General features: G+C 36.7%; 12 protein-coding genes. 3 read left to right on the top strand and 9 right to left on the bottom strand.

Annotated features, from left to right (window positions below; genetic code table 11):
* Positions 1-5: 5 nt before the first annotated feature.
* From PQ578_RS04435 to PQ578_RS04425, 3 genes are read right to left on the bottom strand one after another with little or no spacing between them, the layout of a single operon-like run.
* The gene (locus PQ578_RS04435; protein ID WP_273832358.1) at positions 6-1,085 is read right to left on the bottom strand and encodes an ABC transporter ATP-binding protein; all 1,080 of its coding nucleotides are present in this window, start codon (positions 1,083-1,085) and stop codon (positions 6-8) included.
* A gap of 26 nt (positions 1,086-1,111) precedes the next feature.
* A complete protein-coding gene (locus PQ578_RS04430; RefSeq protein ID WP_273832356.1) occupies positions 1,112-2,203 on the bottom strand; it encodes an extracellular solute-binding protein in 1,092 nt (363 codons plus the stop codon).
* An 18-nt stretch (positions 2,204-2,221) separates the two neighbouring features.
* Positions 2,222-3,385 carry an ROK family transcriptional regulator gene (locus tag PQ578_RS04425; protein WP_273832355.1) on the bottom strand — a complete coding sequence of 388 codons (1,164 nt, stop codon included), beginning with the start codon at positions 3,383-3,385 and terminating at the stop codon, positions 2,222-2,224.
* 349 nt (positions 3,386-3,734) lie between these two features.
* Between PQ578_RS04425 and PQ578_RS04420 the strand changes: the two genes are divergently transcribed.
* Positions 3,735-6,266 carry a PIG-L family deacetylase gene (locus PQ578_RS04420; protein WP_273832354.1) on the top strand — a complete coding sequence of 844 codons (2,532 nt, stop codon included), beginning with the start codon at positions 3,735-3,737 and terminating at the stop codon, positions 6,264-6,266.
* Positions 6,267-6,362: 96 nt separating this feature from the next.
* Here PQ578_RS04420 and PQ578_RS04415 read toward each other — a convergent pair whose 3' ends face one another.
* Together PQ578_RS04415 and PQ578_RS04410 are read right to left on the bottom strand one after the other, a co-directional pair.
* Positions 6,363-7,214, bottom strand: coding sequence for a DegV family protein (locus PQ578_RS04415; RefSeq protein WP_273832353.1), 852 nt, complete (start codon positions 7,212-7,214; stop codon positions 6,363-6,365).
* Between the two features lie 364 nt (positions 7,215-7,578).
* Positions 7,579-8,265: a DUF421 domain-containing protein gene (locus PQ578_RS04410; RefSeq protein ID WP_273832352.1), complete on the bottom strand. Its 687-nt coding sequence runs from the start codon at positions 8,263-8,265 to the stop codon at positions 7,579-7,581.
* 277 nt (positions 8,266-8,542) lie between these two features.
* On the opposite strand from PQ578_RS04410, the gene PQ578_RS04405 reads away from it, so the two are divergent.
* Entirely contained in the window at positions 8,543-9,517 is a 975-nt protein-coding gene (locus PQ578_RS04405) for a hypothetical protein (RefSeq protein ID WP_273832351.1), read from the top strand.
* Between the two features lie 178 nt (positions 9,518-9,695).
* Here PQ578_RS04405 and PQ578_RS04400 read toward each other — a convergent pair whose 3' ends face one another.
* From PQ578_RS04400 to PQ578_RS04385, 4 genes are all read right to left on the bottom strand, one after another.
* Complete coding sequence (locus tag PQ578_RS04400) at positions 9,696-10,631, bottom strand: aldo/keto reductase (RefSeq protein ID WP_273832350.1); 936 nt, start codon at positions 10,629-10,631, stop codon at positions 9,696-9,698.
* A gap of 663 nt (positions 10,632-11,294) precedes the next feature.
* The gene (locus PQ578_RS04395; RefSeq protein WP_273832349.1) at positions 11,295-14,852 is read right to left on the bottom strand and encodes an SIR2 family protein; all 3,558 of its coding nucleotides are present in this window, start codon (positions 14,850-14,852) and stop codon (positions 11,295-11,297) included.
* Positions 14,853-15,568: 716 nt separating this feature from the next.
* Positions 15,569-16,126, bottom strand: a complete 558-nt coding sequence (locus tag PQ578_RS04390) for a YdcF family protein (RefSeq protein WP_273832348.1) — start codon at positions 16,124-16,126, stop codon at positions 15,569-15,571.
* A 108-nt stretch (positions 16,127-16,234) separates the two neighbouring features.
* Positions 16,235-16,882: a uridine kinase family protein gene (locus PQ578_RS04385; RefSeq protein ID WP_273832347.1), complete on the bottom strand. Its 648-nt coding sequence runs from the start codon at positions 16,880-16,882 to the stop codon at positions 16,235-16,237.
* Positions 16,883-17,216: 334 nt separating this feature from the next.
* Here PQ578_RS04385 and PQ578_RS04380 point away from each other — a divergent pair, with 334 nt between their 5' ends.
* Positions 17,217-19,121, top strand: a complete 1,905-nt coding sequence (locus tag PQ578_RS04380) for an AAA family ATPase (RefSeq protein ID WP_273832346.1) — start codon at positions 17,217-17,219, stop codon at positions 19,119-19,121.
* The last annotated feature ends 83 nt before the right edge of the window (positions 19,122-19,204 follow it).

Genomic DNA, 19,204 nt, shown 5'->3' with positions numbered 1-19,204 from the left:
CAATATCACTCCTTCGCCACTGGCACGATTCGAACCTGGTCAGGTGGTAGTTGAACATAAATATCAGATCCTTCTTGGAGATATGTACTCGGTCCACGGTTTAAATCGGTTACTTTTAATGTGGCGTGACCTTCATTAACTTTGATGAAGCTATGAACCGACTCACCTGTGAATTGAACAAGATCCACTTTTCCTTCTAAAACATTCACACCTTCTATATTTGTTTTTGATAAGATAATGGCTTCTGGACGAACGGACATTTTAAAGTTTTCATTCTTACTGAATACTTCCTCGCCAGGGGGATCCGCATGAACAAGAAGATTCAAATCCTCACAAAGGAGACCTCCATCCCTTTGCTTCACTTCAAACAAGTTCGTTTCGCCAATAAATTCAGCAACAAAATCATTTACCGGTTGATTGTAAATTTCAGTTGGCGTTCCAATCTGTTGGCAATTCCCCACATTAAAGACAGCGATTCGATCACTCATCGTAAGGGCTTCAACCTGATCATGCGTGACATAGATTGTGGTAATGCCATACTCACGCTGCAGACGGAGAATTTCATTTCTCATTTCATCTCGTAATCTCGCATCAAGATTACTTAATGGTTCATCAAGCAATAAAATATCCGGCTCAATGACGAGAGCCCTTGCTAAAGCGACGCGCTGTTGCTGTCCACCGCTTAACTGACTCACTTGACGTTCAATAAATTGCTTTAATCGCACTTTCTCTAGCACATCTTCTACTCTTCTTTTCACCTCAGCTTTACTCACTTTTCTTACTTTTAACCCAAAGGCCACATTTTCAAAAACGGTCATATGAGGGAAAGGGGCATAGTTTTGGAAAACCATGCCCGTGTTTCTTTTTTCTGGTGACACTGTCGTCATATCACGATCATCGAATTTCACTTTCCCAGCTGAAGGATAATAAAATCCTGCGATCATCCTAAGAGTTGTTGTTTTTCCGCATCCACTTGGTCCAAGGAAAGTAAAAAACTCCCCTTCTTTAATCGTGATATCCAACTCTTTCACGGCAGTGACATCGCCAAATTGTTTTGTAATATTAGATAAGGTTACTGCTGTCATAACCAACAACTCCTCTTTCTGGAGATCTACTCTTCTTTTTGCTTTTCACTGTTTTTAATATTGTTGTCCCAGTATTCCATCCACTCATCAGACTTCTCCTGGAAAACTTCCCAATCGATCTCCATCGCATTGATTTCTGTTTCTTCAATCCACTCCGGAAGATCACTAATATCATCACGCGTTGGAATTCTATAATATTTCTCAGCTAGTAGCTTGGCTGCTTCCTCTGAATTAACAAACTCATAAAAAGCTTTCGCTGCTTCTGGATGCGGCGCACCTTCAACAATCGCAATTCCTTCTGTTAAGACTGGCGTTCCACTCTCAGGAATCACATAGCTAAACGGATACCCCTTCTCTTCCGCTAGCATAACGGTATCCGGCATATTCCAAACCGATAGATTGCCTACGCCTTTCGCTACCTGATTGTACATAATCTCTGGATTGGCAGCGTACTCTTTCGTATTCTCATCTAATTTCTGTAGCCACTCATACCCAGCATCTGGGCTATCCGTCTCTTTGTAATCCTTATAGATGATAGAAGAATAAATCGTACGCATAGTACCTGAAGCAAGTGGATAACGAATGATTAATTCATCTTTCCATTTCGGATCTACGAGATCATCCCAATCTTTTGGAGCCTCTTCTTCGGAAATTTCTTTATTATTGTAAAGAATAACTTCAGGTGTTTGAGAAGTGCCTGTCCAATACCATTCTTCATCATAGTACATATCATCTAAAGAACCGGCATAGCTTGGCTCATACTTCTGCAAAAGCTCATCCGTCTTGGCTTCATCGAACATCACTTGAGGTGCACCCCACCAGATATCCGCTTGAGTATTATTCTTTTCGGAGCGAACCCTGTCTAGAATTTCCTGTGAACCAAGATCGAGAAATTCCATGTCTACATCATATTCCGCTTCAAATTGTTTCTCGAATTCACTCAAAATATCTTTACCGTGCGGGGAATAGACGACAACTTTATCTTCCAAATCACCTTCACTTTCAGACCCAGAATCCCCATCGCTACTCGCTTCTTCATTCCCTGCCATACACCCTGTTAGGATGATGCCGAACACTAGCATGGTAATTAACATCATCCATCGAAATTGACGTTTCATACGTTCATTTCCCCCTTCTCATAATTGGATAATTGAATCATGTTCTTCAAGGAATAGCGCCGCTGCCCCAACAATTCCGGCTTCCTTTCCAAACGTTGACGGTACAATTTTGCAGCTCTGTGGTGTGAAATGCTCTACAATTTCAATTAACGAATGCTTATAATCCTCAAATGACTCGCTTACACCACCTCCTATAATGACGAGATCTGGATCAAATAAAGACACATAATTAGCGATCCCAAACCCTAAATGTTCGATTGCTTTTTCAACCACTTCACTCGCAACCTTGTCCCCTTTTTTCCAACTAATAAAAGCTTCTTTTGCCGTTAACGGCGTGTTCTTTATTTCAGAAAGTTTATGACCGATGGATGAACCACTTGCGACACTCTCAAGAAATCCATAGCCCTCATAAGTCGGATGATAGCTTTTTGCACTTTGAAAATCTGTCACTAAATATCCCATCTCACCCGCACTGTAACGACTGCCTCGAAACAGTTTTCCGTTAATAATCATCCCACTGCCTATTCCTGTACCTACCGCGATAAAAATAAGATTTTGTAGCGACTTTCCGGCACCAAGCCACTGCTCACCAAGAACGCTAGTATTGACGTCATTTTCAACATAGATTGGAAACGGAAAGTACTCACTCGCTATTTTCCGAACGGGATACCGCTTCCAACGTAAGCTAGGGGCATCCAATACAATGCCATGTTCCACGTTCGTTACACCTGGGACACCAATTCCCATTCCAAGGATTTTCTCATTACTTAACTGTAAATCATGAAGCATACTATTTACGTCTCTTTGTAAGCGCTTAAACAAATCTTTTTCAAGGTATTCACTTGTGGAAAATTCCCGATAAGCATGAACCTCTCCGTTTAAACATGTCACCCCAGAAGCTACTTTTGTGCCGCCGATATCGACGCCAATCACATAAGCTGCTTTAGGATTAAAAACGAGATGAACAGGCTTCCGTCCCCCACTAATCGTCGATTCACCCGGTCCTTTCTCCTCGATCCACCCCTCTTGTAACAATTGTTCAACGATCAGTGAAACAGAGGGTTTACTAATTTGAATCCTTTTGGAAATCTGCGAGCGAGAAATCGGTTCAAAATCGCGAATACACGTCAACACAAGTTGTTTATTTATATTTTTGATAGATGCGGCATCGCCCTTTTGCATAAATGTGTACTCCTTTATAAATGATAAAAAACAAGCAGAAACATCCTTAGTTAGTTAAGGTTACTTACTAACGATTACTTTCATTTATAAAGGCTGATCAAAAAAATGTAAAATACTGTTTATGCCCTTTCTTACAAACTGAGAGTTATTTTGCTCAATAATGCTTCTAATTGCTATCTTTTAATATAAATTTAGAAAATTTTATTTATTTTGTTAAATCGTGACTATATGACTATCCAAACAGTACAAAAGTAGGTTCCATTTATTGGATTGATCTGCTTATAATGGTTTTAAGTTAGTTATATTCTGTTACTAACTAAATTCATTCAGGAGACGAAGGAGGATTTATTTGAAGAACCTGGGGAAGTTTTTATTATCGTTGGTTTTGATCCTTTCTGCCTTTGGAACAAGCTCCATTAGTTTTGCAGAAGAGTCATCTACACAGGATGCAAACTTAGCATTGTGGGAATCTGTCGTTCCATTAACAACCACAGCAAGTTTCATGAATACAGGTGCCCATCCTGATGACGAGCGGAGTCATTTCCTCGCTTATTTATCAAGAGGGCAAGGTGTGGACACGTCCTTTCTACTCTCCACTCGTGGCCAGGGTGGTCAAAATGAAATCGGCAGCGAGCTTGGCGATGGACTAGGTATCATTCGCACAAACGAACTGCAAGCTTCATCTAAAGTACTTGGCATCGAAACCTATTTCTTAAACGAAGATTTTGAAGACAGCATCAAAGACTTTGGTTTCTCCAAAACCCCTGAAGAAACGCTGAACAAATGGGGAGAAACGGAAACCTACGAACGACTAATTCACGACATCCGAACATTTAAACCAGACATCATCATGCCCTCTTTTCGCAACGTTGACACCCAGCACGGCCACCATCGCGCCATGACATTACTCACCCAAAAAGCATTTGAAGATGCAGCCGACTCTTCTGTCTTTCCTGAACAACTTGAAGATGGCTTAACCACCTGGCAAGTAAAGAAACTCTACCTCCCTGCTGAAACAGAAGAACAAACCACAACTTCTATCCAAATCGGAATCTATGACGAACACTATGACATGACTTACCCGCAACTTGGTGAAAAAGCGCGTTACTTACATGAATCCCAAGGAATGGGAAGAGATGTTGGAGATGGCCCAGAAACCGTAAATCTTCAGCTAGTTAAATCAACAGTTGGCGATATTCCGGAAGAGGAAGAAAGTATCTACGAAAACATTCCCTATGATTTCACGGATTACGCTAACACCCTTTCAAAAGGCGGCAATAAATATAAACAAAAGCTGATCCATCTCCAAAAGGATCTTGAAAAGGTGAAAAGTGCCTATCCTAACCACGAGAACGTGCTTACTCAAGCTGAAAATGCGTACAAGCAGCTTCAAAAGCTCATGAAGCAGATGGAGAAAGACAACAAGCTATCTGATGATTTAAGAAACACTCTAAATCATAAGCTTCAAGTAAAAGAAGAACAGCTAACAAACACAATGTTTACAGCTGCACAGTTGGAAGTAGATGTTGAGGTTGCCGATCCACAACTAACACCGGATGATACAACAAATATAAGCGTTTCGATTGCGAATAATGGCACATCTAAAATCAACGATCTATCTGCTACCCTTTCCATTCCAGAAGACTGGGTCGTAAACGGACAGCATCATTCTTCCTCTTTAACACCGGGAGATCAGGTAAAGTTTGATTATAATGTAAAAGCTACGTCAAGAAACTATTATGATGCCTACACACCGGATGCGATAAAAGCAAATATTCGTTTTAAGGTGAAAGGACAAACTGTTACAAAAGCCTTCACTCCAAAAGAACGCGTTGCCCTACTACCAGAGGTATCTGTGAAACCTTCTCCTGAAAACTTAGTGATTAACACAAAAGACATTGAAGAAAACGTTACGATGAATGTAGAAGTGGAAAAATTTGCGGAAGGTGCTCTTGAAACAGACGTCTCCCTTCAGTTACCAGAAGGATGGACAGCTGAACCTGAATCTCAGGAAGTTTCATTTGGATCTGATGAACAAATGAAAACCATTTCGTTTACACTAACGCCTCCACAAAATGTAGAAGAAGGCGAATTCCAGATCGTTCCGCAAGCTCAGATTGGAAACGAAATACTTAGTAAAAACGTCCAAATCATTCAGTACGATCATATTGGCACAAACTATTATGTATCAGATGCCGCGGTTAACGGCGTAGCCTTCCCGCTCGACTATCCTGAGGATCTTAAAATCGGATATGTCGATAGCGGATTTGATAAGGTGGCAGATCAGTTATCGAATGTCGGCATGGATATTACCCAATTAACCGAGCAGGACTTAGCATCAGGAGATCTTTCTCAATACGATACGATCGTCACTGGAATCAGAGCGTATCTTTCAAGAGAAGACTTGCTACAGCATAACGAGCGCTTACTCGAATACGTCAACAATGGCGGTCACCTTGTCGTGCAATACAACAAACCATGGGATAACTGGGACACGAACACTACCGCACCATATGAACTAGAAATCGGACAGCCCTCGATCGAGTGGCGCGTCACCGATGAAGATGCTCCAATTAACGTATTAAAGCCAGAAGCGACAATCTTTAATTATCCAAACAAGATTAAGCAATCAGACTGGGATGGCTGGGTTCAAGAAAGAGGCCTCTATTTCCCAATGAACTGGTCAGATGAATTTGAAACGTACGTTAGCGTCGCTGATCCAGGGGAAGAGGCATTTGAAGGCGGAATTTTGAAAGCAGACTATGGTGAAGGAACGTACATTTATACGAACTTAGTATGGTACCGTCAGATTCAGAATCAGGTTCCTGGTGGGTATCGGATTTTTACTAACTTGGTTAGTTATCCTCATTATGATGAGTGAGGTAGATAGAGGAACCGCCTGGGGCTTTTCCAGGCGGTTTTTTTATCGTAATTAGCTGTATCGAATTTTTTGCATTCAATACTAGTCTAGCGTTTATTATTTCTCTAATCCTGCTATCCCGAAGCCCCCGGCTCCAGAATGAGTCGAAATCATACCGCCCGCTTGGATCCAACGTATATTCTGGAATCCGTTTTCTTTGGCAACCTGACCCATCCGCTCTTTGATCCGTTCATCGAGTCCGATGGAGTAAATAAGATAAAGCTGCTCTCGATCGATGTTGAATTCATTTAAGTAATCTCTCAAAAGTTTTTCACTAGCTCCGATCATTTTCCCGCGGTACTTCTTTGTAGACATCAGCTTTCCATCCTTCAACTCAATGCACGGCTTTATTTTCAACAGCGCTCCAATCAGTGAAGCCATATTGCTTACCCGTCCTCCCGCTTTAAGAAAATCGAGACTGCCTGGGATGAAAGCCAGTCTTGATTTAGGAACGATTGCCTCTATTTTTTCAACTAAGCGCTCCGGTTCAATGCCGGGTTCTTTTTCTAGAAACTTAGCAGCATACAACACAATTGCAGCTAATCCACCAGTAACGTTCAATGCATCAATGAGATAAATGTCTTCAAATTCTTCCGCAGCAATGACAGCATTTTGAAATGAAGAAGATGCTTTTGATGTATAACCAATATGTACAATGATGCAATCTGGGAAATTTTCTCTTATCGTCGAAAAAAACGCTTGATACTCATGTGCATTTGTAGAGGTAGTAGAAGGGATTTTCTTCGTGCGTTCGTAATAGTCATAAATATTCTGGACCGGCAATGAACCGTCTAAATAATCCTTACCATCCATAATAATGTGCATGGGAACGACTTGAATATCGTACTTTTCAGCTAAGTCACCCGGTACGTCGGCACCGCTTTCGGTCGATAAGATTATCTTTCGCATTCTATTTCCCCCTTGGTTATATTTAGGTCCGCCTACACTTTTCCTGTATTATGCTTTAACTATACAGGAGAAACCGTATTAGTATTGTGATAACTTTTATTTTCCGAGTTTTTAATGCACAATATAGGATTTGAATATGACTGAAGGTGTGAGGATCTGTGAAAACCGGCTTCTATTAACTAAACCTCAAAACCACTAATATTATAAAAAATAGACCCGATCCCAAAAATGGAATCAGACCTTTCTGTTATTCAGCTATTAAACATCGTTGGGGACGTTCTCACTAGTCTTAACCCTTTCATGTTTTGCTGATTTACCCTGCATTTCAATACTTTAGTTGATAGTCACTTTGTTTTATCCCTTCCTATTTTAATATTCCGAGGTTTCCTTTACCATTGTCTACGGTTAAGGAGTAATCATCGTCTCTTACCGAAGCATAAAAAATATGTTTTATATTTGAAACACCTGCTGCTTTGGTTTCGTTTAATAACCACTCTTTATCTTTATGAATGAGTTCTAAATTTTTATATTGTATTTTCCCCTCAATGACAACCGCAATAGGAAGACCACTATAATCGACATCACAATTTAAAATTTTGGGTGTCACAGGCATAGACTCTTCTTTTGGAAGGACACTAATTTCTCCATTTGGTTCAAGAATAGCGTATTGAATATTGGTCACGTCAGCATAGCCTTTGCTTCTTATACTTGATAATAATTCTGACAAAGAAAAGCGACTTTTTTTCAGATTCATTTTGATTAACTTCCCATGTTTTATCAAAATCGTTGGTTCTCCAATTACAAATCGATTGAGGTGTTTGTATAGACTTAATTTTGATAGTGAGATATGTATGATAATGATAATCACAATCCCTATTAATGCTTGAATAACCCCTTCGACTTTGATGGCTTTAATCGCCAGGGTGACAATAAAAAATAGGGCTGTTAAATCATGTGGGGTAAATTGAGCTAAGGCGGATTTCCCCATAGATCGTATGACCACAATGGTCACTAAAAACAATATGAGTACTGTTCCGATAAACGAGAGCATATAGACACCTCTTTGTATAAAACAGTTATGAAAAAACAACTAAAAAATAGACTGATACATGGTTCATTCGTTTCCATACATCGTACATGTCTCTCATATTGTTACCATATACTTCTTCCAATATGTTCATTTCTGGATTTCCGGCAAATGAGAATCACTGTTCGAAATTCCACCATAACTTCCTCCCCCCTCACGACTTAGTCAGTTAACCATACATACGAATAAGATTTGAATAGTATAGGATTAGTGAAATTGCTAGAAGAGGGAGGAAACATATATGGACAAACTAAGAAAACATTGCTCGTCTTGTATTTATAAAGAATTAAAAAAGCTAAAAACGAACACACTGCTCGTGCTCTTCTTTAAAAACGGAAAGGTAATCATTAGATTTGATACTGTAAAAGATGATTGTATTATAGGTAAAACTTTGGATAACTTACCTATTTTTATTGATTGTAATCATGTGACGAGTTTTATAAAAATCCCTACTGTGCAACGGACGTTTGAGTTTACAGGATCAGTGATTACAATGACTGTGCCAGGAGATGCAACTACTGCAAAAATACAAGCCATTGGTGCTTCAGGTGGTGGTGGAACTTCAACCCCAGGACTAGGCGCTTCGATCGAAGGAGACTTTCCCGTTACACCTGGTGAAACACTAAGTATATTGGTTGGCCAACAGGGAAAAACCGCTTTAAGTTCCCCCGGATTATTTAACGGAGGGGGTGGTGGCGGCAGTTTTGTTTGGCGAGGAGCAGGACCTGTCACTCCTTCAACCCTTTTGATCGCAGCAGGCGGTGGCGGGGGTGCTAGCACAGTTGAAGGACTCCCTGGAGTAAATGCATCCCTTACAAGCAGTGGAACGGATGGCAATCCCGGCGGCACAGGTGGAGTAAATGGAAGAGGCGGTAACACCAATGCGTTTTCCGGTGGTGGCGGTGCAGGTATTCTACCAAGTCCACTAGGAGATGGCGCAAGTAGTTTAGGATCTGGCGGGCAATCGATCTTTAATGGAGGTGCAGGCGGCACAGGGTTTAATGGCTCTGACGGTGGCTTCGGCGGAGGCGGGGGTGGCGGCTTTGCTGAAGGCGGTGGCGCCGGAGGGTTTAGTGGTGGTGGCGCAGGTGGTACAGACGATTCCATTGGTGGAGGTGGCGGGGGCGGCTCTCAAAATAATGGCACTAATCAAGTCAATATCCCCGGTATTGGTAATGGAGATGGTCAGGTGACAATTGAATTTTTTTCTATATAATAAAGAGCCTTTCATATGTTCATTTTGAACGATGAAAGGCTTTTTCTATTATAGTGATTTTTAGATTCAGGATATGATATTATTCCTTGTAAAGCGTTACCGTGAATTAGAAAGTGCTACAAGAAAAAAGGTGCTTGAGCCTCAATACGTTACTAAACGGTTCTTTCTCTGAACAGATTTACCAGGGTAGCTTGTAATCCTTTATTTCTTCTGCCCAAACCCCCTTTAACTCGTTAATCATTTCTATTGATAAGCTGCCTTCTGATGCAGCTACATTCTGGTTGAATTGTTCAATATCTTTTGCTCCAGGGATAATGGTAGACACTTCTTGATAAGAAAGAATAAATTGCAGTGCTGCTTGTGCCATAGAAATATCATTCCCCAGAATACGACGAACTTGTTCGACTAACCTTCCTCTTCGCTCAATTTCTTCAGCACTCCACCTGCTTCTGATTCCACTAAATCGACTATTCCTATCGTACTTTCCTGTCAGCCATCCGGAATCAAGAGGAACCTTGGTAATCACGCCAACCCTTTGTCGTTCAGCTGATTGTATCGCAGCTGCTGGTTCTTGATGAAAGAGATTAAACATAACCTCAATAACCTGACTGTCCGTAATAGTTAATAGTTCATCCATCTCTACTCCAGTATCGACCGAGGCTCCATATGCTCTGATCTTCCCTTGCTTCTTTAGTTTTTCCAATACTTCAAACTGCGGGCTGCTTCCACTAAGAGTTGAGAAGGGCGGGTTATGAAGAAGTAGACTATCAAGATAATCAGTATGTAACCTTCGTAAACTATCTTCTACTGAGCTCATCAATTTTTCAGGTTCGAAGTTTTGTTCACCATTCGAATGATGTCCACATTTACTGCTAATAACCACCTGTTCTCTTTTTCCTTTAAACGCTTTTCCAAGCAGTTCCTCACTTTTCCCAGCTCCATAGTTAGGAGCAGTATCAAAGAAAGTACACCCGGAATCCATCGCGTTCCTCACTAAATGAATCGCTTCATCCTCTGTCATCTTTCCCCAATCTTTTTCATTACCTAGTTGCCATGCTCCAAATCCAATCTCGGAGACTTTTATTCCTGTATTTCCTAAGTTGCGGTGTTTCATGAAATAGTTCCTCCTTTTCCTCGTTGATACTACTGTTGAAAGCTGAAAGGTTACTTAAGTTTTTAATAGGTCTAACAGAATAATATCGTTCCCGAGAAATTTTTCATAACATTCTAAGTGTTATTTTAACAATAATTCCCTAAGTTAAGCTAATTAGGACTGTTATTAATCAAATAAGAAAAAGCCTTTCATATGTTCAATTTGAACGATGAAAGGCTCTTTCTATTATGCAAAGTTTTATCGATGGAGCATAGCAGGCTCGAGCCGCTGACCTCTACACTGCCAGTCATGATTCCTGAGTATTATGAAATGGAATATTAATTGAAAAATACTAGTGTCCTGGGATTTATTGAATTTGCTTTAGGATTGAATATGATACGATAATATGGTTGTTGACGAATTAGGTCAACAATTCGTCAACATAGATTTGAACTTTGAAAGGTAATATCAGAACTAAACAGCAAAACATTTTACTTCGACAATATATATACAACCAAGAAAAATCCATTCATTAAAGAAGTGGGTTTTCTCAATGTTATTAAGATTAACGCAGAAGCTGAAGCACACTTTTGTTTCATCTGTTTTACTTTGGCGTGGGTTGCTTAAAACGATATCTAGTCCGATAAAATCATTGAAGATTGAAGATCGATAATCTTTATTGAATCATCTGTGGAAAGAATTATTATAATTACTTAACAATTCTGTTGCCCTTGGTATATTCAAGGATGCCACTTGTTCAAGAATTAGTGGAAAGTTCGAATCTTCCTCTTCTAAGAATTCATAGATCTGTTCCAGTACATCAAATAATTCATTGGAATACACGTTTATATCAGTGTCTTCCCAGTCAATATTCCTTAGAATAAACTCCAGGTATTCTAACAGTAAATATGGATGTCTATGAGCAATTTCGCTTTGATAAATTTCATAAATAATATTTAGAGCATTATCTTTTTCTAGTTCATTAGCATCGTTCAATAATTTTGTATATTCCTTTATTACCGGCTCTAACGGGACAAACAAACTAACAAGTTTTTTATTTTCCATATCATTACTAGCAATTGGTAGATTATTCAATCGCAAATACAAATAATCTTTCAACCATTCTTCCCATGCTTTAGTAATAGCTTTCTCATCTAACTGTCGTAAAATTATAGCAATATGATTTATTAATTGTTCAAACTGTTGGTTTGTTCCTGCTTCTAAAAAATAATTTTTCAATTGTTTACTATATCCTGGTGAGTAAAATAATATCGATACACATAATCTATATATCCCTTCTTGTGTAACTTCGTTCAGTTCTTCTGTAATAGAAAGAATTTTTTCCAGCCCTTCGAATAGACTTTTTAATAACCTCTCATTCCACCGTCCCCCGTGTACATAGGCATCCCACATTTTTTTAGCAATTTCGATATCATTTGTGGTATTAAATAGTGGTATTAGTTCTTGAGTAAACCACTTTTCATCAATAGTCATAAGAGCATGAATATGTTTAGCTAATATCATCTTCCCCACTAATGCTTGTTCAACCTTATTATCAAATAATTTAGAGAAAACATTATCTTTAATTTCCTTCATTACAAGAATGCAGTTATCATCATCATTAAAGGATTTAGTATAAACAAAGTAAAAAAACTCTGTTAGTTTTCCTATCGGATGATTAATGGCAGCTATATAAGGTGATTTGTTTTCAATAATCTCTGAGCGTTGGAATGAGTTAAATATTAAATCATATATCTCAATAATACACCCAATAATCCCTTGGAAGTTATTAAACTGAAATCTAGAAACATTATTATAGAAATGAGATATTTCATTTCTGTATACTTTAATATCACAAAAATGGTAAATCGATTTTGATAGTTTCAATAATTCTTTATCACTTAAATTTACTTCAGATAACCCCCTCAAGATTGCTGACCAAAGATCTGTATCTTGTTTAATCTTGTCATCAGATATAGCATTAATTAACTTCCATCTCCATAATTTATTTTTTTCTACTGTGGAACTTATTAAATTTAAAAATTGCTCTCTCTTACCGAAAAAGGAGTCCTTCTCAACATTTTCATTATAGTTTATCAGCCAATCTAAATCCTTTTTCTTTCTTGGATTTCTTGACTTTATTTCTCCTTCAGTAATTTCAATTTTTTGAGTAGAAACACCTCCAGTAGAAGTCCAATGTGTAAAGTCAGGATACTCTCTAATTACAAAAGAATTCTTTTGATTTAGCACTCTAAAAGCTTTTAAGGCTTTTTCACAGTTTTCATCTGCTGTTGTTATCCAATAAAACAAATTAAATTTTTCATATTCCCATAACTCTTTATTAGAAGGTTGAGCTAACTTTTTGTCTTCTAATGTGTTTTCTATATATTCAAGGAATCTCTTTCTACTATCTTCACTTAAACCTGGATACACTTCTTTGATAAATTGATATACTTCATGCTTATATTCTATTTTAAATAATAAGTTGTTTTTTATAAGCCAATTAAGTTTTTTATCAAAATTACTTTCCTCAATTAACATATATCCGTATATTGCTATTCTGTTTAATATTTGACTTTCACTTAATAAACACTGCTGTATATAGGTTTGAGCTAAAGAACTGTCAGTCATTATTAAATATTTAAGAGTATCCCTGCACTTATCAATTAAGAAATCAGTATTTTCAGGATATTTATCTTGTTCATGTGGTTCTATCGCTGAACGAGAGAAGCTAATAGGATCCCATGCCTCATGTCCCGTGGTTTTAAGAAGATATGTAATCATCTGTATCTGATTAATGAATATATTCAATATAGGCATAGAATAATAGTCCAAGTTAGGTTCGATTAAGTTTTCCCATACTTTTTCTAACCAATAAGAATCCCCTTTAATATCAATATCAATTGTTACTAACTCATCATCTGCTTCTGTTATTGAAAATTTCCTTTTATACGTAGTTATGGGACGAGTTAAATTATCCATTAAAACAAGTATAGTTTCCTTGTCTTGAGGGTAATTCAACTTAGTAGCAATGTATTCCAAACTATCTACCTTCTTGGTAAAATTAATATGATTTAGAAGTATAGGAAGCCATTTTCCAATTGATTTCGATGATAATTCTGGTGCACGTCTGTAAATTTCCCTGTTAATTGAATGTTTTAATAATTCACTCCCCCCTCCTTTCTCCATTATAATTGCCATCATTCTCTCTGATTGAGTTACTATAAAACTTGAAAACCACACTCCCTGCATACGATTAAATTCATATTTTGGGGACTCACTTATAAATAAATTATCCAGCATTTGATTTCTAATCATCCACTCTACCCATTCAAAATCTTTAGCTAAATCAAAGAAGTGTCTTGCGCCTATTTTACTTTTCAATTGATCTTCTATATAACTCTCATCAACTTCATTGTATTCGGGAGGTTGTTCAACAATATCTTTGATTTGCTTTCTTTGTTCAAAAACTCCCATTTGTGTTCTATCTACCCATGATTCTATTGCTGCTTCTAACAATTCATGTTTCTTTTCAGGATACTCTATAGTTTTAATTTGTAAGTGATTCCAATGATCACTAAGTCCTTCTTCAGTGAAAGCATATCTATTTCGATTGTTAGAATTTAGTCCTGTAGCAATGTACTTCATAACAGGATCATTAGCACTGAAGCCAATGAATAAAACTACATAGTTTGAGAACATTCCTCTCAAAAAGTTTGTAGCCCAACCATCTGTAAAATATGCTCTACCAAAATCACTATCGGTTAAAACTAACTCTTTAGGGCTTTTATTTACACTACCATGTAAATGAATGACACCTGAAAAGTCCCTACCTAACGGGAGGGCTGGGGCATAGTAAAAAGATAATTCATGATTATTAGAAGCTTTATTAAAGTGATCATCAAAATTTGTCGTTACTATCCTAGTTTGATTTTTTGAAAATAATTTCAAAATATTTTTATGATAAGAACTTGGTTCAGATTCGGGTATAGTGAGTAATTCAATTGCTTTTTTATGTACACCTACCCCGCCGTTACTAAGTCTTCCTAAAAAAGTATCTATAGAGGTGGATTTATCGTAAGGAATCAACCCTTGTGAAATATCAATAGCTAACTTTTCGAAACTTGGTAAATTTGCTGGTGGTGGAGTAGATATACCTGCTCCTGCAAAAATAACAAGTTCTCCCTTTTTTTGCGCCTCAAGAACTTCATCTGGTATATTAATATCTTTTGTAATCCACATACTTAAAATTCCTTTCATGGAAATATGTCTATAGTTCAAACTTTTCATTACTTTAGCCTAATAAATACTGAAGTGGAACTGCTCCTTTTTACCATCGTACTTTCTGGTATTGCTTAGTAACTAAGTTATTTAGGTTAATTATAAATGTTACGATATTATTTTACATTAATTGTATTTAACTAACAATCTGTACACTAAAAGTACTCATGAAAAAGAAGAGCTTATCAAAAGTTCAACAAACTACTAGTGAACAGATACATAGAATTTTAATTAAGTTTTGCATTTAATAATAGTTTTCTATACAGTGAAGATCTTTCGGCGACCATTACACTATCAGTCTTAATAACTTGTTATTACATAATATGATTCGTGTGATGGGGTCAGTACCTCCCCCCTAAGACTATAGGATTAATCGCAGCTCCTGTGATCGGCTTCTTTTACCCCATTTGGAGGAGTATGAAAGGGACTGCATTGTCAGAAAGTCAACTTTATGGAGTAAGAGCTTTAGGAATTGGAATTTTACTTCTTATGTTTATTTTAAGTCAACTCATTTTATAAAAGGCAAAGGTTTTATTATACTTCTACTTTTAATTTTTCAGCTATGTTAAAGCTTATTGTTAATATTGGAGTTAAAAAAGGGAACCACCGTTCAAAATGGGGTTTCTCCAGTTATTCAAAAATAGCTCCGAGTTTTTTGAAGACTCAGTATCAAGATTTTATCGCCCCACCCATTTCGGAATAAAATCTCCAAAGTATTTACCAATCTTCTCTACCTCAGTCATAATCCTGCTTATACCAACTTCCGTAGTAAACCAATTCTCTTTAGTAATTCCGAATCGATCTTCTACTGGAGAAACCATAAAACTAGTGTTCTTTGGAAATGCATCCTGATAACATAGCAATGCTCTTCGAGAATGTCCTGCTTTACAGACAATGATAACTTTTTCATATTTAATACCTTTACCCTGTAATACTTCTAAAGAAAAACGGGCATTTTCTAAAGTATGCTGTGCTTCGTCTTCTTTAAGGATAACTTCGTCAGGCACCCCGTTTGTAATACCAACCTTTCTTAGATATTCCCACTCAGATGTACCTACGTGGGGTTTGTACCCGCCTGACGGAAGAATGTATGGAGCCATTCCATTTTTATATAGCCATGAAGCCTTTTCCATTAGCTGTGGATGATTAGCACCGGGTACTAATATGACGTCAGCTGCAGATACTTCAGTTTCAACGAAAATAAAGTCAGTGATACAATCATATGGATTAGACATTTTTATAAACCCTTTCGTAAATAAACTTATGTGGGGAGAATAATCCTATTCAACAATTGCTCCGAGATTGCTGAATAGGATTATTCATAAAAACTATAACTAAACTCTTTAGAACATAAGCACTTTCTTTTCAACAGTTACTTCTTCATCAGAGTTTTTAATAACAATATCAAAATTCCGATGATAAGGGTGCATAAATAATTCATATTGAATTCTACGTTCGTGGTGAGATTGCTTTAATTGATTAAGATCTCTTCCTCTTTCAGAAACATCACGAAAACTTCTTCTATATAACTCAGTTTGATCATCCGTATAAAGATAAACTTTTAAATCAAATAAATTTGGATCTATAAATGCGACACTCATACCTTCTACAATATTCACTTTGTTTTGTTTAGAAATGAAAGAGCTCTTCATATAATCAGTTCCAATTGTATAAAAATCTAAACCATCTCTCATCATAGTAATGTCTCTCTCTAAAGCAAATAGATTATGAGCACTAGGGTGACAAGCCGTCATTTTATGCCGATGAATTTCATTCTTATATTCATACTCCAAAGATGTGTACTTCCTAAGGTTAGAACCAATTATGTAGGGATCAGTATTAATATAATTTACACCTTGTTGTCCCAGGAGATTTACAAGATTATTTGCAAAAGTTGTCTTTCCAGATGCACCATGACCTGAAATACCAATGACTATATTGTTATCTACACGATTCATTAAATTAGTTATTTCATGTAATATCTTGTTCATCAACCTCTCCTATTCTCTTATTAAGAAATATCAATATTTGCAAATCATTTTATTAGATTAAAGCTCCGAGATACGGAACAAGGGTGGTAGTTAAAACTCATGAATTGCGCCCGATTGCTTAAGAACGAATATAAACCTCTGTACCAAATAGTCTTATGATATTTTCTTCTGATGCGACCACCGTGGTGAATCTAAATGAGGTTAATTTTGCTTATTTAGATTTATTACGATTTTATTCCTAGATTTAATAATCTTCCAAAACTTACATTAACGATAAATTTTCATGAAAATAACTTATAATAAGATTAACATTTACAGGAAATGAGTGAATAATTTGGGACATCACATAAAAAAACAAAGTGTTAATAGTAATTTACGATCCGACTATAACTTGAAGGTCATTAGTAACCTGTCTAAAGTCAATATCTTTGTAGGATCTAATAATTCAGGTAAAAGTAGATTCCTTAGAGGAATATTTGCAATCGATAAAAGTCTTTCATTTATGCCTCCACAAGAAATGGTAGACGTTGAGAAATATTACAATATACTAATAGATTTCATGGATGCAATAATTAGCGCTATAACAAAAAGTTCTTTTGAGGGCATCGGTAATCTTAATGTAAACGAATTAATTAGTGATATAAAAATTTCAGAACTTACTCCATTTTTAAAGGAAGATGAGGATTTATTTAGGCACTTTCATAAATTAGTTAATGAAATAATTGAACTGAATAGTTCATCATCTGTCACTTTAAAATCAAGTATGGGAGGAGCAGCTAATGCAAGAGATCATGTTATTGCTAACTTAAAAGCATTATTAAATGATTACCAATCAAAAATTGGTGAAATAACCCCTTCCGGAAGAACGAGTTATAAAATTAATTTTAAACGTGTTTATATACCGACTTTACGTGGCCTTAGAGGATATGTAGATACAATCGATACAGGGAAAGATGTATATAAAGAAAGAACGAAAAATGATTACTTCAAAGAAGCACCTGAAACATTAGAAATACACACTGGACTTAATCTCTATGATGAAATAACAGACATGTTATTAGGAAGTGTTCAGCAAAGGTACAACATGATGAAATTTCAAGAATTCTTGTCGGAAAGCTTCTTTGATGGACAGCAAGTTACACTTACGCCCGTTAGGAATTCAGATGTAATAAAAGTGAAAATAGGAACAGAAAAGGAAAAAAACATATTTGAATTAGGGGATGGTATTCAATCACTAATCATCCTAACATTCCCTTTATTTAAGTTTTTAGAAGAAAACTTGCTATTATTTATTGAGGAACCTGAGTTGTATTTACATCCAGGTATGCAGAGAAAATTTATTGAGATTATAATGGATGAGCAATTTGCACATCACCAATTTTTCTTCACAACCCATTCAAATCATTTTTTAGATTTGACACTTGATATGGATATGATATCTGTCTATAAATTTAAAAAAGAATTAGGAGAACATTCCGGAAACCCTACTGAAGAACTAGATGCAACTTTCTCTATAGAAAATGTAAGTAATGAGGACAAGAGCGTGTTGCAAGAACTTGGAGTTAGAAATTCAGCTGTTCTTCTATCTAACTGTACCATATGGGTTGAAGGTATTACAGACAGGTTTTATATAAGACAGTTTCTAAAAGTATTTCAAGAATCTCACCCTGATTTAAAACAGTTTAAAGAAGATATACACTATTCATTCGTTGAATATAGTGGTGGTAATATAACTCATTGGTCATTCCTAGATGAAGATGAAACAGAGGCTGATGAAGGACATGCTTCTATGAATGCTGAAAAAATCTGCAGCACTCTTTTTTTGATTTCAGACAAAGACGGCGATGATAAGCGTCCTCGGCAAGAAAAGTTAAAAGAAGTTCTAGGAGAAAGGTATTATTGTTTGGAATGTAAAGAAATTGAGAATATACTCTCAGCAGATACAATAAGAGAAGTAATTGCTGAATATGAAAAGAGTACACTAGAACACCTAACCAACAAAGACTTTACTCAAGAAGAATACAATAATATGCATTTAGGTACCTTTATAAATTCTCTTTTTCCAGAAGGGGCTAGGAAAAGAAGAGGTAGTTATGCTGCAGATTCAGGAACTATAGTAAACAAATTGGATTTCTGTAAAAAAGCTATTGACCATATAACTACGAATGATCAATTAAGTGAGGAAGCCCAGAAATTAAGTCAAGTTCTTTACCACTTTATAAAAGTACACAATGAGTAACAAAATCTATTTAAAAAGTTCTCGATTAGAGAGCTTTTTTCTTTAGTCGAATATTGATAATAATGGACTTATTGCATCAGCTA

Source organism: Guptibacillus sedimenti, assembly GCF_028610665.1.
Lineage (GTDB): Bacteria > Bacillota > Bacilli > Bacillales > Guptibacillaceae > Guptibacillus > Guptibacillus sedimenti.
The sequence above is the reverse complement of the archived record's forward strand: the minus strand, read 5'-3'. Positions and strand labels throughout refer to the sequence as shown.

Bases quoted from the DNA above. Each gene is read 5' to 3' on its own strand.
- PQ578_RS04435 (WP_273832358.1), bottom strand. From the start codon at position 1,085: ATGACAGCAGTAACCTTATCTAATATTACAAAACAATTTGGCGATGTC.
- PQ578_RS04430 (WP_273832356.1), bottom strand. From the start codon at position 2,203: ATGAAACGTCAATTTCGATGGATGATGTTAATTACCATGCTAGTGTTC.
- PQ578_RS04425 (WP_273832355.1), bottom strand. From the start codon at position 3,385: ATGCAAAAGGGCGATGCCGCATCTATCAAAAATATAAATAAACAACTT.
- PQ578_RS04415 (WP_273832353.1), bottom strand. From the start codon at position 7,214: ATGCGAAAGATAATCTTATCGACCGAAAGCGGTGCCGACGTACCGGGT.
- PQ578_RS04410 (WP_273832352.1), bottom strand. From the start codon at position 8,265: ATGCTCTCGTTTATCGGAACAGTACTCATATTGTTTTTAGTGACCATT.
- PQ578_RS04405 (WP_273832351.1), top strand. From the start codon at position 8,543: ATGGACAAACTAAGAAAACATTGCTCGTCTTGTATTTATAAAGAATTA.
- PQ578_RS04400 (WP_273832350.1), bottom strand. From the start codon at position 10,631: ATGAAACACCGCAACTTAGGAAATACAGGAATAAAAGTCTCCGAGATT.
- PQ578_RS04395 (WP_273832349.1), bottom strand. From the start codon at position 14,852: ATGTGGATTACAAAAGATATTAATATACCAGATGAAGTTCTTGAGGCG.
- PQ578_RS04390 (WP_273832348.1), bottom strand. From the start codon at position 16,126: ATGTCTAATCCATATGATTGTATCACTGACTTTATTTTCGTTGAAACT.
- PQ578_RS04385 (WP_273832347.1), bottom strand. From the start codon at position 16,882: ATGAACAAGATATTACATGAAATAACTAATTTAATGAATCGTGTAGAT.